Origin of the sequence: Actinomadura sp. 9N407, assembly GCF_044326315.1 — a bacterium.
In the GTDB taxonomy this organism is placed as follows: Bacteria; Actinomycetota; Actinomycetes; order Streptosporangiales; family Streptosporangiaceae; genus Spirillospora.
On sequence record NZ_JBIRAW010000004.1, the window covers coordinates 51,780 to 67,173 of the forward strand.

Consider the following 15,394-nt stretch of genomic DNA (forward strand, 5'->3'; position numbering starts at 1 on the left):
CCGATGAGCTGCGGACAATTTCATTTCGATCACCTGGGAGGGTGGTCCTAAATATAGAAGTGACATGGTATCGAGAGGATCCACACTATTATGCTTTTGTCGTCGGTAGTTCTGTTGTGTATTGGGGTGGATACACCTGGTCTCTGGACGACTCAGATTTTGTTGGCCCAGAAAATCCATGCATCCGCGTTGGCGGATCGGACAAGATGAACCCGATGCTATACGACTGGGTAATTAGCCGAGTGCAGTTGTACGACGAAGATTTCCGGGTTCACGGCGCTGGATCTGGGACCGCTGGTTAACGAGGAGCGGTACTACCGTGGCTTAAATGGCTAGGTCAAGGTAAAAGTCGCGTGCCTTCTGATCCGTAGCAAGATCGGCGATGTCCAGGACCGTCCACAGGCATCCCCTGGCCTGGTCCCTGCCCTCCGGATCGTCCATCGTCGTCCAAGGTCATCCAGCGCTGTTGTTGGCACTCGCGTTAGCACGGCCACCGTCCCGGAGGGTGCGCCCGCGCGAACGGCGAGACGGTGTGACAGACAGCTTCGCGCGGGCGTGCCCTCCGGCCCGCAGGGGGCTGGGGGTCGCGAGACCCCCGCTTCACACTCGCTTTACGGTCTGATCGACCTGCGGTGTTCCCCCGCTCCCTTCGGTAGTTGTCTAGCACTCCGTAGATGGTTTTAGGGACTCACCGAACTGTTGCAGCAATTGGGTCGTAGGATGCTCGACTCCCAATGTCCTTTTTGCGTACTGTTCGGCGAATTGCGTGACCGCCGCATCAGCTGCATCTTCGTCCCCCAAGTCGTGGCAGATGATCACGAGATTTTCCAGCCAAGTGAGGACGTGGGGGTGGTCGGGACCGTAGGCAGCCAAGGAGATGGCCAGCGCATGCTCCAACCGCGCCTTCGCCTCGCTGAGCTGTCCCAGGTCGCTGCAGATGGCAGCGAGATTCCCCAGCGTGATAGCGACATCGGGATGATCCGGGCCCTGGTCGGCCTCTGCGATCGCCAATGCACGCTCTGCCAGCGGCTTCGCCTCTCCCGGCTGCCCCAACTCATGGTAGAGGGCAGCGAGACTCTCCAGCCATTGGCCGATAGTGGGATGGTCGGGACCGTAAACGGCTTCTACTATCGCCAATGCACGCTCTGCCAGCGACTTCGCCTCTCCCGGCTGCCCCAGCTCCTGGTAGGTGCCAGCGAGATTCCCCAGCGCGTTAGCGACATCGGGATGATCCGGGCCCTGGTCGGCCTCTGCGATCGCCAATGCACGCTCTGCCAGCGACTTCGCCTCTCCCGGCTGCCCCAACTCACGGTAGAGGGCAGCGAGACTCTCCAGCCATTGGCCGATAGTGGGATGGTCGGGACCGTAAACGGCTTCTACGATCGCCAATGCACGCTCTGCCAGCGGCTTCGCCTCTCCCGGCTGCCCCAGCTCCTGGTAGGTGGCAGCGAGATCCTTCAGCCATTTGCCGACGGTGGGATGGTCGGGACCGTAAACGGTCTCTGCGATCGCCAGCGCCCGCTCGAACCGCGGCTTGGCCTCAGCGGGCTGCCCCAGGTCGCTGTAGGTGCCGGCGAGGTTCCCCAGCCAGATGGCGACACCGGGATGGTCGGGACCGTAAGCGGCCTCTGCGATCGCCAATGCACGCTCTGCCAGCGGCTTCGCCTCTCCCGGCTGCCCCAGCTCCTGGTAGGTGCCAGCGAGATTTCCCAGCCAATGGCCGACGATGGGATGGTCGGGACCGTAAGCGGCCTCTGCGATTGCTAACGCGCGCTCTGCCAGCGGCTTCGCCTTCCCGGGCTGCCCCAGGGCGATGTAGGCGGCGGCGAGGTTGCCCACGCTGGTGGCGGCTTCGGGATGATCGGAACCGTGGGCGGCTACAGCGATCTCAACGGCCGTGGTGAGGAGGCGTTCTGCTTGGCGGGCTTGGCCCTGGACAAGATAAAACTGCCCTGTCTGATTGAGGAGAGTTTCCAGGTTGGTGGGCTGCTCCCCGGCGAGGTACCTGCTAGTGGCCGGTTCAACGTGCGGGAGCAGAGCTCGCCAGCGCGGCCAGCCGTCGATGTTGAATTGCGGATCGGGAGGCAGCGCAGCCAGAAGACCGGCCAGTGCCACATCACGAGACTCGATGCCCGGAGTCGCGTGAAGGATGACGGCCTGAGTGAGGCGATGCATGCTGATCAGATCGTCGGTCAACGTAATCAGGCTGTGGGACACCAGCAGCCCCAATGCCCGATCGATCGCCACCTCATCAGTGCCTACCGAAGGGTAGGCCAGGATGCGCGGGATGTCCTCCGGGTGGTAGCAGGCCAGCACCCGGATCAACGCGATACTGTCCGGCGCAGTCTCGGCCAGCGCCTGCATGGTGATGTCCCACAACCGGGCGATGGTCGCCTGTGTCTTATCCCCGTCGGCGGCTGCCTCGTACACCTGGAAGGGCTGATCGCGCAGTAATCGCAGATACCGTTCAAGCGTTGTGTGGGTCTGCTGGATAAAGGCGGCCGCCTGGTCCAGCGCCAGCGGCAGATATCCCAGTTCGCCGGCGATTCGCGCAGGCAGGTCGTACCCTGCGGGGTCGGTGTGACCACTGACCTGAGTCAGCAACTCCACCGCCGAATCCTCGTCCAGCACGTCTAGCCGCAGGGTTGTAGTGGTGCCGGGCCAGCGGACATCGCGGCGGCTAGTGATCAGCACATGCCCGCCCGTCAGTATCGCCAGCCACCGCTCGATGTGCGTGGGGACGGTCACGTTGTCGAAGACCAGTAGCCACCCGGGATGGCAGTTCAGCCAATCCACCGCCCACCGGGCAGCGTCCGAAGGCGGGGACTCCCGCGCTGCTTCGGGCACAAGTGTGCGAGCCAGAGCCGCCAGACCCGCCTCGATTGATTCAGCATCATCAGCGATGACCCACCACACCACCGGATAGTGATCCCGGTGCAGATGCGCAAACTGCAGCGCTAGTTCTGACTTGCCCACTCCGCCCAACCCATGCACCGCCTGCGAGATCACCACATCTCTTGTCCCGGGCTCTGTCACCAGTGCATTAAGTCGATCAAGCTGCTCGGCACGGCCAACGAACACCCGGGTCGGTTCCCGGGGCACCTCCACTACCTGGCCCGGCGTCTCGACCTCACCCGGCATGGGAAAAGCTGGGGGTGGTGCTCCCTGGACCGTTGTGATCTGGTTATGGTCTCCCGTCACAACCAGCGCCCGGTTGTCGCCGTGGACTGAGACAGCGCGGTCCCCGGCGCGGTGTTGTCCGTGCGGCTGCTGGGGGTCAGGTGGTGTGGTCGTCATTGGACCTCGTTGTTGTCCCCTGTCACAATCGGCGCTGAGTTGTCGCCTCCGATCGCGACGGATCGTTCACCGGATGCGGTTGCTTTCTCTAGGGAAGACGGTTCAGGCGGCGCTGGCTCGGGAGGCTGGGGCGGTGATGGGGGCGTGGTGCTGCGGGCCAAGCTCACTCCATAGACCGCTATTGCTAGCCCGGCCACACCAACGAAAAAGCCTGCGCTACTTGCGATCTTGTCGGCTTTGTCCAGACCGACTACGACGAATACGATCCCGACACCGAGCAGCAGCACACCACCGGTCAGGGCTCCCGCCCAGCGGCCCCGCCTGGAATTCGCCATAGCGTCCATCATCGACCCGCCCACTGAGAAGACACGGGGTCATCGCCGAAATCTCCACGAAACGACCACAACCGGCCGGGCGGCCGGGGCGGGTCGGCCCGGAGAGGCCGCATGCCCGGTCCGGACCGACCGGCGGCGGCCGCATAGCGGGCGCCCTTGATACCGCAAGGAAACTGCTCACCCGGAGTGCTTCTTGACGTCTGTGTTGTCCTGGGGCGCGCTGGGTTCCCCAGCGCTGGACCAGACGCGGTCGAAGCTGTGTTGATACGTGGTGGCCATGTCGTCGGCTTGAGCGTGGCGGACATGGAGGACGGGGGCATGTGACGCCGGGATGCCGTAGGCGTGGGGATTGATCAAGAAATCGTCGTCGGCTCGGTAGATGGAGTTGTAGAGGACTGTGTCATGTAGGCGGATCTCAACGTTGTCGAGGTCGCGGAGGGGCTGGTAGAGCAACACAAGGGCGTTGCGGATCTTGGCTGCCAGTGAGGCGCCAACGCCCTCGTCAGTACCGCGTTCGGATATGCGTGGGCCGTCCGGGTCGCCGAGGAGAACTCGAACTGTGACACCCTCGCGGGCCTTGCCTGCAATGGTCCGCATGACGCCTTGGTCCTCGGCGAGGAAGAGGCCTGCGTAAGCGAGGATGCCGATCTCGTGGCGGGCGTTGGCGAAGTGGTGCTGCCAGACGGCACGGGGAACGGCCCAGCGGTGCGGATAGGTAGCGAGGACTTGGGCGCCTGGAGGCTCGCTGAGTGCTCGCGGGGCGGCGAGTTGGGGCCACAGATATTCGTCGCGTTGGCCCAGGAGGCCACAGAGGCTTGCCCGGTGGCGGGGGTAGGGGACGCGGCCGGCTAGCCAGCGATGGACGGTCTTGGGGTCTACGCCGATGCGTTCGGCCAGGTCGGCCTCGGTTAGCTGAGCGTCGGAAAGTGCACGTCGCAGCAAATCGTTCACGAGACCTCCCGTGGCGTCTGTGTCACCAGCGACGTTAACAGAAGACGTCCCTAGACGTCCCTAGATGCCGGTGGAGAGGTCCCACAGGCACCGGAAGGCTCTCGGGACATGGCGAACCTCAGTGCGTCCGCTCATGTGGTCACTTCCCCCGACAAGCCGAGGAGGCTCTCCTGTGTCGGCCGAACAACTGCCGGATCTCGTGTCGTGGTACCGGTCTCCCGTCTTCGAGGAGTTTCTTGGGTCGCTTCTCGGTGAACTGAAGCTCCCGTACGCGCCCGAGTCGGTCGGTATGGCGCGCCGCTTCACGCGGTGCGTTGCCACCGCGTGGGGCGTGGCACACGCGGCCGAGACCGCCGAACTCTGTGTCTCGGAGGTGGCCACCAACGCCTACCAGCACACGGCTTCCGACACGGGGCTTCCGTTGCGCCTTGTCATGCTTCGCGTGGGCAACTGCCTGCGCTGTGAGGTCCATGACCAGAGTCGGGACACTCCTCGCCTTCAGAACGCCGAAATGCTCGATGAGTCCGGCCGAGGAATGTTCCTCATCGGCGCACTGGCCCACCAGCACGGGACGTACCAGACCCACCGTGGCAAGGCCGTGTGGTTCGAGGTAGAGGCGTGGTCGAACGGCAAGGATGGCCAGTCGTGATTGCCTACCTCATCGCTGCCTCGACGCCCGGCTATCGCGCTCTGGCGGCGGAACACCTGGACGGGCTCGGGTGGGCGATCGCCGATACCGAGCTGGTTGCTGTCACTCGGTATGCCGAGGCGGTTCCGTTGCTACGCGTCTTCCATCCGAAGGTCCCGGTCGTCGGAGAGAGCATCATCGCCGCCCCTGCACAGGAGGCGCAGAGTGAAGCGGTGTGGTGGTACTGGCTCCCGGACGGGAGTCCACTCGCCCCATGCACCGACCTGCCTCGCACGGTAGAGCGCATCTTCGAGGCACTCGATCCGATCATCCGAATCGCGCACCGTGTGTGTTCCGCCTCATGACCAAGCGAGCCACTCGTTGGGGCGCGTACGTCCACATCACAGACACGCTGCGCCAGCGGGTCAGAACCGGCACGTATCCCGCCGGCTCTCGGCTTCCTTCCGAGGCGGCTCTATGCCGGGAGTTCAGTGTCACTCGCAACACGGTTCGCCGTGCCCTGTCCTCACTGGAAACGGAACGCTTGATCAGGGCTCGGGCGGCGATCGGCCGGTTCGTATGCGGGCCCGATGAGGAGGCGTCGGCCGAGCAGGTGCGGACTCGCTACCAGCGCATTGCCGCTGACCTGCGAGCCCGGATCGAGGACGGCGATTTCCTACCGGGTGACCTGCTTCCGGGCGAGGTACGGATTGGGAAGCGATACGGCGTGTCTCGCCACACGGCTCAGCGCGCGCTCGTCGAGCTGGAGAAGGCCGGTCTCGTCGAGTGCGTGCACGGCCAAGGACGCTTCGTTCGGCGCAAGACGTCCCCAGATGATCCACAGGCGTCCGTGGATGTCCGCTGAAGTGCCCGTAGCGTCGAAAGCATGAACGCCACAGCCGCCTGGGCGAGCGAGATCGCCCGTGACCTGCTCGAAGTGCCGTTGCCGCGCCGGTGGGCGCACACCCAAGGCGTGGCGGCCAAGGCACGCGATCTCGCTCCCATCCTCGGGGACCAGGCGGACCTACTTGAGGCTGCCGCGTGGCTGCATGACATCGGGTACAGCCCTGAGATCGCCGCGACCGGTTTCCATCCTCTGGACGGTGCGCGCTACCTGCGGGACGTGGCACGGGCCGATGCCCTGCTGTGCCGGCTGGTGGCCGGTCACTCCTGTGCCAGCATCGAGGCCGAACAGCGCGGCCTCGCCGAGGAACTGCACACCGAGTTCCCGCCGGCGGATGGGTGCCTGAGTCGCGCGCTCATCTACTGCGACATGACGACCACTCCGGACGGCGAGCCGGTGAACGTGTCCGATCGGCTCGCCGAGATCCGCCAGCGGTACGGGCCCGTTCATCTCGTCACGCGGTTCACGCAGCTTGCCGAACCACATCTAGTCGGAGCGGTACGAGACGTCCAGGGCAAGTCACGCCGTGCCGGACTGGCTCTCTAGGTGACGACCGGCTTGTCCCGCTGCTCTAGGTAGTGGCTGATGCGCAGGCGCATCGAACGATCCATCTGTAGCGACTCGACGTCCGCTGGCGGCTTCCAGTGCACTTCGCGTGACTCGTCGCTAGGCGTCGGCTCACCGCCGGTCGGGCGGCCGGTCAGCACGATCGAGAACTCCTGCCGTACCTCGTCGTTGCTGGTGTAGTGAATGAGGTGCTTGGGATCGGAGTAGATCCCCACGATGCCCGTGATCTCGCACTCGATCCCGGTCTCTTCGCACGTCTCGCGTACAGCCGCTTGGTTGACGGACTCGCCGAGGTCGATCGCGCCGCCTGGGACCGCCCAGTTGTCGTTGTCGGTACGGCGGATCAGGAGGATCTCGCCGTTGTCGTTGGTGACGACGACGTTGACGGACGGGACGAGGCTGTTGGCCTTGGGGGCGTTGGGGTCGTCGTAGTAGTCGATCCTGCGGCCCATCGGCTATCCCCCTTGCTGTAGCGGTTTGGCGCCTTCCCAGACGCGTTCGAAGCTTTCGAGGTACGTGCTCACCAGCTCGCCGCCCGGAACCTTACGCAGGTGCCATGAGGGCGCGTTGGACGCTGGGGCGCCGTAGACGTGGGTGTTGACGAAGACCTGATCGTCAGCGAAGTAGATCGAGTTGTAGAGCACCGTGCCGTGTAGCCGGATCTCGACGTTCTCGACCGCGCTGAGCGGCTTGTAGAGGACCAGCACGTTCCTGATCTTTGCCGCCATGGACTCGCCGATGCCCTCGTCTGCTCCACGCTCAGCGACCTGTGGTGAGTCCGGGTCGCCGAGGAGGACGCGCACTCGCACGCCGGCTCTCGCCCTGTCGGCAAGGATGCGCTGAGCGCCGTTGTCCTCTGCGAGAAAGAGGCCGCTGTAGACCAGGATGCCGATCTCATTCTCAGCATCGGTGAAGAGTCGTCCCCATGCGTCCCTTGGGACAGACCAGCGGTGCGGGTAGACGGTGACGATCTCGCTGTCGGAGACCGAGGTGATCTGTTCCTTGCTCAGCGCCTCGGGCCACAGGTACGTCTCGTCGAGTTTCAGGCGTGAAGCCACTGCGTAGCGATGCCGCCGGTAGGGCGTGCGGTCCTTGGTGATCCATCGCTCGACGGTCTTGGGATCGACGTCGAGGAATTCGGCGAGTGCGGCCACGGTCAGCCCTTGCTGGAGCAGAGCCGCGCGTAGGCGTTCGTTCGGCATTCACCGGTCCGGGGGCAGGGACGTCTGGGACGCGGTCAACCCTACGAGGACGTCTTGAACAGGTCCAGTCATGTAGTGATCTCGTCCCCGTGTCGCGAAGGACTCTCTTTCTGGTAAGGCAAACCGATCGCCCGAGCCGCCCCCGCCGGACACGGGCCTTACGAGAGAGGTGATCTTCCATGATCCTCGTTCTGGCCTCGATCATCGCCGTCTTCCTCGCCGGTGCCGTCTGCGGCATCTTCGCGATGCTGGTCATCGGCATCCACACCGAAGAGCGCCGCACCCTCCGCAACGGCACCGGCCCCACCCGTACCGGCTCGGCCTCCCGCCGACTGCTGACCACCCAGACAACGTGTGACGACGTCCCCACCCGCGTCCCGGCAGGGCGGTGACGCGGATGAGGATGCCGCGCGTCATCACCGGCCTCTCCTGCCCGTGCGGCGCTCGCGTCGAGCCCGGCAACCGTCGCTGCCGCAAGTGCCGGTCTCGGGCTCGATGGCAGCGCCGCCGGCAGGGGTCCCGCTTCCCCGACCTGTGGCTGTGACCGCGAAGGAGGTGAGCACATCGTGAACGTCTCGGTTCCGCTGGTGGCCATCCTCGGCGCCGTGGTCTGGCTCGCGTGGCGCTACATGGGCCTACGCGCCTGGCACGTGGTCGTGTGCCTGCTGTTCGGCTTCTTCCTCGCCGCAACCAGCGCCGCACCCCAGATCCGCCGACTGGTGACCGTCCTCGTCCAGAGCCTCTCTCAGCACTGACGTCCCCCGACCCGAAGGGAGGGATGCCCTGGTGCCTGACACTCCACGTACCGCCAGAATCGACCCGCAGGAGGTCCGCAACCGCAACCGCGCAGCACGCGAGATCGTCTCCGCCCTGTCCGAGGCGATGCCCAGCATCGGCGACCTGTGGCTACGCGTCCATGCCGCACTGACCGACACCCCCGCGCTGCTGGCAGAACTCAACCGCCTCGCCGCCGAAGTGATCACGGTCCGCCGTGACCGCGCGAACCTGGTGGCAGCCGCGCGGGCCACCCTCAAAGCCGAGCATGACGCCGAACCGGACGCGCTGTACTACCTGCGCGATGAACTGCGCGCACAAGGCCAGCTTCCCCCGAACTGGTGGAGGCGCTCATGACGCGGACACGGCAGATGCGGCGGCACGCCCGCAGGATGCGCCGCCATGGCCTGCAGCCGATGGTCGTCATCAACAGCGACGACCAGCTTCCCGACCTCGCCGCCGTCCTCCTCGGCCGGATGCTGTGGCGGTACCGCTCCGAACTCGCACCGGTCTACGCGGGCATCACGCTCGCCGCTGGTGGGGCGGTGCTGCATGTGTCCTATCCGGAGTGGTGGCCGTACCTCCTCGGTGCCGCCTCGGTGGCCGCGTGGGCGCTGGCCGTTCTCGGCGATCGGATCGGGCTCGCCGCGCGTAGGGAGCGCCTGTACGCCGCGACGGTGGCGCTCAGCGCCGGTGCATGGCTCGCCGCCGTGACCGCGCTCGGGATCGGGTACGTGCCGCTTCCTCAGTGCCTTCTCGTCGGTACGGCCGTACTCGCCGTGCCGTGGTGGGCGCATCGGCGCCGGCGCGCCAAGGTCCGGGTGGACCGGCAGATCGCGGCATGGCCGGAGATCGCGCACTCGATCGGCCTACCCGGCTCGCATGCGCAGTCCGCAGGCGTGGACGTGTGGGGATGGCGCGCACGCTTCGCGCTCGCCCGTGGCCAGACCATCCAGGACGTCACCGCGAAGGTTCCCGCGATCGAATCGGCGCTCGGCACGTTCCGCGGGGCGGTGCGCGTCTTCCCCACGCGCGACGACAAGGCCAACCGCTTCGAGTTGCGCGTCCTGGACACCGACCCGCACGCCGACGCGATCCCGTGGCCGGGACCGTCGGTGGCGTCCATCTCCGAGCCGATCGACCTGGGACCGTTCGAGGACGCCACCGGCGCGCGGGTCCTGCTGCTACGCCGTCACGGGCTCATCGGGGGCGTGGCCGGCTCGGGCAAGAGCGGCGGCATCAACGTCCTGATGGGCAACCTCACCGCATGCCCGGACGTAGTGATCTGGGCGATCGACCTCAAGCGCGGCATGGAGCTACAGCCGTGGGCCTCCTGCATCGATCGACTCGCCACCACACCCGAGCAAGCCCGCGTCCTCCTGCGGGACGCCGTCGCTGTCCTGGAGGCGCGCGCGGCATCACTCGCCACGCAGGGACGGCGAGTGTGGGAGCCGTCTCCGGATATGCCCGCGCTGGTGATCGTCATCGACGAGTACGCCGAACTCGCCGAGGACGCGCCCGAGAGCGTCAGCGATACCGACTCGATCGCACGCCGAGGCCGAGCCGTCGCCGTCACCCTCATCGCGGCCACGCAGCGCCCGACACAGAAGGCCATGGGCAAGGGCGCGGTCCGTTCACAGATGGACGTACGCGTCAGCTTCCGAGTACGCGAGCGCAAGGACGTCGATCTCATCCTTGGGCAAGGCATGCTCACCGCCGGGTGGCACGCGCACACGCTCAACGCACCGGGCAAGTTCCTGCTCTCGGCACCCGAACACGACACACCCCGCAGAGGACGCGCCTACCTGCTCACCGATGAGGCGGTGGCGGACGCTGCGCACCGGCACGCCGACATCCGCCCGATACTCGACGAGGTCTCCCGTACGGCAATCGAGGAGGCCCAAGCCGGTATCGGGATGCGCACGACGAGCAGCCTCGAAGAGGTGACCACGGCCCCCAACGCAGCCGACGACCCCGAAACGATCCTGTGGGGACTGCTGGCCGGCGCGCCCGACGAGGGAACCCCCGTATCCCTCCTCATCACGGCGACCGGCATGAGCCGCCCGTGGACCTACCAACGGCTTCGCGAACTCGCCGACGCTGACCGCGTCACCCAGGTCTCACGAGGCCGATGGCACGCCGTCACCGAACACTCAGAGTGACTTGTCTACGTCTACGTCTCTCATGCGCGTCTGCACGTATGACGCATAGACGAGCCATAGACGAAGACGTAGACAATCACCCACCGTCACGAACGGAGATGATCGCCACGCCCGACACAAGCCCCGAGACCACTCGGGAGAAGGAGGTGAGCGTGCAGGCGTACACCGTCGAGCAGGTCGCCGAGACCCTCCACATCGGACGCGACAAGGTCTACGAACTCATCCGGACCGGACACCTCCACAGCATCAAGATCGGCAAGCTTCGCCGCATCACCGACCAGCACCTTGCCGACTTCATCGCCTCCCTCGAAGAGACGTCGTCGCGATGATCACTCGTATTCCTCGTCATCGTCGAGACCGAAGCCAGTAAGGAACATCTGGAGCGCCTCGCGCATCGAGGGGTCCTCAGCCTCAGCGGCACGCTCTCGGCACAGCTCGGCAAGCGCCGTCCGGTCCGCTCGCGACAAGGCGCCCAGGGGCACTGCCGCGTCCTCCATCCATCGGACAGCGATGTCCGGATCGACCTCGTCATCATCGGTCTTGTTGATCGCCATCAACAGCCAGGCCAGCGACTCAAGCAGCGCTCGCTCAACAACCTCGCCCACGGACCTCTCCCCCACGATCTACCGCAACATCAACCCGTCCTGATCCGTGCCGAAGCATCATCACATGGCCAAGATCACCGGGTGGCCCGCCTCTGGCCCTCCCGCAGCGCTCGTCACAACAGGGGTGGATTCTCCGTACCGGCCCGGAGAATCCACCCTCAAACTAGGGACGTCTAGGGACGTCTTGAGTTATCGTCGGTGATGACCTCGATCGATACGAGGAGGGATCCTTTTGGCAGAGATCCACATCGGCAGTTACGAAGGGACGATCTACCCCGAAGGCTCGGGCTACACGGGAGCCCTCGAACTCGGCTACGGGCCGAACGGCAAGCGCAAGCGGCTCAAGAGGAAGGGACCGACCAAGACCGCCGTCAAGGACAAGCTCAAGAAGGCGGTCAAAGACCTCGACAACGGAGTGAAGCCCGACCCCACGTACCGCGTGGAAGGCGCCGTGAACGACTTCCTTGCCGCGTTCGCAAAGGCGGACAAGGCCGAGTCGAGCTACACGACGTACCGCATCCTCGTCGACCAGCAGCTCATCCCGTTCATCGGGCACATCAAGCTCACTGACCTGTCGGCCGACGACGTGGAAGCGTGGCTCGCCGGACGTACGAAGCACCTCGCCTCGTCATCCCTCGGCATCGTTCACAACCTGCTCAAGCGCTCGATCCGCCGCGCGATGCGGCATGACAGAGTCGAGCGCAACGTCGCCGAACTGGTGGAAACGCCGTCCGGCCGGCCGGGGCGCAAGTCCAAGTCCCTCACGCTCGAAGACGCAACGGCCGTCCTGGAGGAGGCGACCAAGGCAAAGCACCGGATCGGGGCGTACGTGATCCTCGCGATCACCTCAGGGCTACGCACTGAGGAGCTGCGCAAGCTGCGTTGGAGCGCGCTCAACCTCGATACCGCCACGGTGTACGTCCTACGTGCCGCGCGGCACAAGGACGAGACCAAGACGCCGCTCAGCCGTCGCGGGCTCGGCTTGGCGGACATGGCCGTAGAGGCACTGCGCACCCTCAAGGCAAGGCAGGCGGCCGAGAAGCTCAAGGCCGGCGAGGCGTACGAGGATCACGATCTCGTCTTCTGCCGCGAGGACGGGACGCCGTACAGCGCCGCCGCCGTGCGCTGGTGGTTCCGCAAGGTGCTCAAGGCGGCAGGGCTGGACGGCAAGGAGTGGTGCCCGCGCGAATTGCGCCACACGTTCGTCTCGATCATGAGTGACCACGGCGTGCCGATCGAGAAGATCAGTGACCTCGTCGGGCACAGCGACAGCCGCATCACCGAGACCGTCTACCGTCACCACCTCAAGCCGGAGATCCGCGAGGGTGCCGAGCGCATGAACGACATCTTCAAGTCCGCGTAGGCGTGGCTCCCAAAATGGCTCCCCGTGACCAACGCCCGGACATGGCACAGGCCGTGAGCTGCAACGCAGCACGATCAATGACTGATGCCGTCCTTAAGGAACCGTTGAGACCCGGCTTCCTTTTCTCCGTCCGCGCTTGGTGGCCGCAGGCGCCGTCGGGCCCCGGGCGCGCGCGGTAGCGCACGGCCGGGGCGGGTGCGGGCGGGGTCGGTTCGAGTGGGCTGTTCAGGTCACCTTTCGCGGCAGAATCTCTGGTCAAGGACGTCGCGGGCGACGGTGGCGCCGAGCCGGTCGCCGTCCTCGGAGGCGAAGCGGTAGTGCACCCCCGCCCAGACCCTGGCCTCGGCCAGTTCGGCGGCGGCCTCGGAGAAGCTGTCGTAGCGGCGGGTCGTGCCGGAGTCGGCGCTGTAGGCGCTGAACGAGACGTCGTCGCGGCCGAAGAACGTGCGCCAGCCCGTCGTGACCGCCGTGGTGTAGCAGGCGTGTCCGGACGGGTACTCCGCCGAAGGTGCCGTGGTACGCAGTGGAGTCCAGGACGGGTCGGCGTGGGTGGCCGGGTTGCCGTCCGTGTCCGCCAGCGGGATCGCCGTCACCGGACGCCAGAAGGCCAGCCGCTTCTTCTCCTTGTAGCAGGCGACCAGGGCGTCGGCGGCCGCTACGTCAGCCATCGCGAACAGGCGAGCCGTCTGGAGCGTGCTGAGCCGGTGGGACGTGGCGAGCCGGCGCTGGATCGTCCACTCCACCTGCCGCGGGTCGTCCCACCATTTCGCCGCGTCGGTCTGGTCGGGCGTACGCGTCGTGCTGGTGGCCGAGCCGAGTGCCTGCACTTCGTTCAGGTCGCGGGCGTAGGCGGCGCTGGGCAGAGCCGGTGGGCCCGGGGTGCTGTAGTCGCCGGAGCTGCGGATGACGAACGGCTTCAGGGTGGCGTACCAGGCGCCGACCTGGAGGAAGCCAGGCGGTGTCGGCCGCCACTGGCCCGGGGCGGTACCGACCGGCCACTTCGCGTCGGAGAACGCGCCGTCGTCGCGGCGGAAATCGATCATGGTTGCGGCCGCGGTCCGGCCGACGGAGATGCCGCCCCTCTTCGAACGGCCGTCGGGAATCGCGGCGAGTGCCTGGTCGTACCGCTCGCGCAGGGAGCCTGCCTGTCCGGGGAACATCCAGAGGAGCACGTCGTGCGCCGCGGTTGCGACGGCCGCGGGGGACGAGTCGCCGGGCCGGCTGCGGGGGGCGGCCAGGTACGGCTCGTACGGGGTGCCGGCGATCGCGTTGACGGCGTCGTACACGGCGCCCTGCACGATCGCGAAGCTGCGGGCGGCCGACGTGGGCGACTGCTCGGCGACGTCGTAGATGGCGGTCTCGGCGTGCATGTCCCAGGTGATGACGGCGTTGGGCTTGGCGGGCGGCCGGGCCTGTGCCGTACCGGTCGTGATCGCCATCGGTACGGTCAGGGCGAGCGCGGCCACGACCGCGGACCCGCGTGGACGTCGGAATCTTCCGGGCTTATGGGAACGACGTGTCATGGATCCCCCATCGGCTGATCGTTGCCGGCACACGAAGAACCTAGTGTCCAACTCCGGCGGAGCCCCGACAATGAGGTGATCCATCAGAGTTCCTTGCCTGACCGTATTCGTAGTGGAGCGGAATGAGTACGGTCAGGCAGCACGGTTGAGTTGCCTGCGGTGATCTCCACGACGGCTTGGGTGGTCCGGCCCGCGAGGACCGGAATGGGCCATTCGCGGGCGAGGACCGAGCCCGCCATCTGGCTGTCCGAAATGCCCAACCGTTGTGGCCACCATGTCGTCACCCTCACCTTGCAGGGCCGTAATGGACGAGGGGGCGCGTCGCCATACAATTCGAAGTGTCGAGACCGGTGCGAGGAGGGGTCTTGCATGGCCGAGGGGTTGCAGGTCATCGGTGTCGGGTTGCATCGGACCGGGTCGATGTCGGTGAAGGCCGCGCTGGAACGGCTGGGGTTCGGCCCGTGCTATCACGGCATGGAGGCGCTGCGCCGAGCCACGGACGGTGATCACTGGCTGGCGGCGTACGAAGGCCGCGATGTCGACTGGTCGGTGATCTTCAAGGGCTATCGGGCCACCATGGACTGGCCGACCATCCACTTCTGGGAGCGGCTGGCCGCCGCATATCCGGACGCGAAGATCCTGCTCACCGAGCGCGATCCGGAACGCTGGTGGGAGAGCCATGTCCAGATGTTCCGGCTCGGCACCGAGTTCGGCGAGAAGCTCACCGACGAGGAGCGGCAGTGGGCGGAGGAGTCCGGCTTCGCTCGGATGCAGATGGCACTCGGCACGGTCGCGGCGGGGACCTTCGATGGTCGGGTGTTCGACAAGTCGCACTGCCTGCGTGTTTTCGAACGACACTACGAAAAGGTCCGGCGTACCGTGCCGGCTGAGCGGCTTCTGGCCTATCGCGTCCAGGAGGGCTGGGAGCCGCTGTGCCGGTTCCTCGGCGTCGACGTCCCCGACGAACCGTTCCCGCGTGTGAACGTGGGCGACGATCTGGTGCACAACATCCGTACGGCGATGCGAGCGGCCAGGGCGGAGACCGGAGAGGTCACCTGGCGGTGACGCCCCGGTGGGCTCCAG

At 66.2% G+C, this 15,394-nt stretch carries 17 protein-coding genes; 11 read left to right on the plus strand and 6 right to left on the minus strand.

Annotated features, from left to right (window positions below):
• Positions 1-660 precede the first annotated feature (660 nt).
• Together fxsT and ACH34Q_RS07905 are read right to left on the minus strand one after the other, a co-directional pair.
• Entirely contained in the window at positions 661-3,141 is a 2,481-nt protein-coding gene (gene fxsT, locus ACH34Q_RS07900; protein WP_395982116.1) for an FxSxx-COOH system tetratricopeptide repeat protein, read from the minus strand.
• Positions 3,142-3,809: 668 nt separating this feature from the next.
• Positions 3,810-4,583 carry a multiprotein-bridging factor 1 family protein gene (locus tag ACH34Q_RS07905; protein ID WP_395982117.1) on the minus strand — a complete coding sequence of 258 codons (774 nt, stop codon included), beginning with the start codon at positions 4,581-4,583 and terminating at the stop codon, positions 3,810-3,812.
• Between the two features lie 172 nt (positions 4,584-4,755).
• Here ACH34Q_RS07905 and ACH34Q_RS07910 point away from each other — a divergent pair, with 172 nt between their 5' ends.
• The 4 genes from ACH34Q_RS07910 to ACH34Q_RS07925 are packed head-to-tail and all read left to right on the plus strand — an operon-like array spanning position 4,756 to position 6,661.
• Entirely contained in the window at positions 4,756-5,232 is a 477-nt protein-coding gene (locus ACH34Q_RS07910) for an ATP-binding protein (RefSeq protein WP_395982118.1), read from the plus strand.
• Positions 5,229-5,576 carry a hypothetical protein gene (locus tag ACH34Q_RS07915; RefSeq protein ID WP_395982119.1) on the plus strand — a complete coding sequence of 116 codons (348 nt, stop codon included), beginning with the start codon at positions 5,229-5,231 and terminating at the stop codon, positions 5,574-5,576. The genes ACH34Q_RS07910 and ACH34Q_RS07915 overlap by 4 nt, the downstream gene beginning before the upstream one ends.
• The gene (locus ACH34Q_RS07920) at positions 5,573-6,076 is read left to right on the plus strand and encodes a GntR family transcriptional regulator (protein ID WP_395982120.1); all 504 of its coding nucleotides are present in this window, start codon (positions 5,573-5,575) and stop codon (positions 6,074-6,076) included. Before ACH34Q_RS07915 ends, ACH34Q_RS07920 begins: the two co-directional genes overlap by 4 nt.
• A gap of 21 nt (positions 6,077-6,097) precedes the next feature.
• Positions 6,098-6,661, plus strand: coding sequence for an HD domain-containing protein (locus ACH34Q_RS07925; protein WP_395982121.1), 564 nt, complete (start codon positions 6,098-6,100; stop codon positions 6,659-6,661).
• Here ACH34Q_RS07925 and ACH34Q_RS07930 read toward each other — a convergent pair.
• Complete coding sequence (locus ACH34Q_RS07930) at positions 6,658-7,134, minus strand: NUDIX hydrolase (RefSeq protein ID WP_395982122.1); 477 nt, start codon at positions 7,132-7,134, stop codon at positions 6,658-6,660. The two genes, ACH34Q_RS07925 and ACH34Q_RS07930, sit on opposite strands and share 4 nt — an antisense overlap.
• A gap of 3 nt (positions 7,135-7,137) precedes the next feature.
• Positions 7,138-7,884: an XRE family transcriptional regulator gene (locus tag ACH34Q_RS07935; protein ID WP_395982123.1), complete on the minus strand. Its 747-nt coding sequence runs from the start codon at positions 7,882-7,884 to the stop codon at positions 7,138-7,140.
• Positions 7,885-8,063: 179 nt separating this feature from the next.
• Here ACH34Q_RS07935 and ACH34Q_RS07940 point away from each other — a divergent pair, with 179 nt between their 5' ends.
• From ACH34Q_RS07940 to ACH34Q_RS07960, 5 genes are all read left to right on the plus strand, one after another.
• Entirely contained in the window at positions 8,064-8,276 is a 213-nt protein-coding gene (locus ACH34Q_RS07940) for a hypothetical protein (RefSeq protein ID WP_395982124.1), read from the plus strand.
• Between the two features lie 174 nt (positions 8,277-8,450).
• Complete coding sequence (locus tag ACH34Q_RS07945; RefSeq protein ID WP_395982125.1) at positions 8,451-8,639, plus strand: hypothetical protein; 189 nt, start codon at positions 8,451-8,453, stop codon at positions 8,637-8,639.
• Positions 8,640-8,670: 31 nt separating this feature from the next.
• Positions 8,671-9,015, plus strand: a complete 345-nt coding sequence (locus tag ACH34Q_RS07950; protein WP_395982126.1) for a hypothetical protein — start codon at positions 8,671-8,673, stop codon at positions 9,013-9,015.
• Complete coding sequence (locus ACH34Q_RS07955) at positions 9,012-10,820, plus strand: FtsK/SpoIIIE domain-containing protein (RefSeq protein WP_395982127.1); 1,809 nt, start codon at positions 9,012-9,014, stop codon at positions 10,818-10,820. The genes ACH34Q_RS07950 and ACH34Q_RS07955 overlap by 4 nt, the downstream gene beginning before the upstream one ends.
• A gap of 146 nt (positions 10,821-10,966) precedes the next feature.
• Positions 10,967-11,149: a helix-turn-helix domain-containing protein gene (locus ACH34Q_RS07960; RefSeq protein WP_395982128.1), complete on the plus strand. Its 183-nt coding sequence runs from the start codon at positions 10,967-10,969 to the stop codon at positions 11,147-11,149.
• Here ACH34Q_RS07960 and ACH34Q_RS07965 read toward each other — a convergent pair whose 3' ends face one another.
• Entirely contained in the window at positions 11,150-11,425 is a 276-nt protein-coding gene (locus tag ACH34Q_RS07965) for a hypothetical protein (protein ID WP_395982129.1), read from the minus strand.
• A gap of 232 nt (positions 11,426-11,657) precedes the next feature.
• Here ACH34Q_RS07965 and ACH34Q_RS07970 point away from each other — a divergent pair, with 232 nt between their 5' ends.
• Complete coding sequence (locus ACH34Q_RS07970) at positions 11,658-12,788, plus strand: tyrosine-type recombinase/integrase (protein WP_395982130.1); 1,131 nt, start codon at positions 11,658-11,660, stop codon at positions 12,786-12,788.
• Between the two features lie 230 nt (positions 12,789-13,018).
• On the opposite strand, the gene ACH34Q_RS07975 is transcribed toward ACH34Q_RS07970, so the two are convergent.
• On the minus strand, positions 13,019-14,254 hold the full coding sequence (locus tag ACH34Q_RS07975) for a vanadium-dependent haloperoxidase (RefSeq protein ID WP_395982131.1): 1,236 nt from the start codon (positions 14,252-14,254) through the stop codon (positions 13,019-13,021).
• 426 nt (positions 14,255-14,680) lie between these two features.
• On the opposite strand from ACH34Q_RS07975, the gene ACH34Q_RS07980 reads away from it, so the two are divergent.
• Positions 14,681-15,376: a sulfotransferase family protein gene (locus ACH34Q_RS07980; RefSeq protein ID WP_395982132.1), complete on the plus strand. Its 696-nt coding sequence runs from the start codon at positions 14,681-14,683 to the stop codon at positions 15,374-15,376.
• Positions 15,377-15,394: the final 18 nt, after the last annotated feature.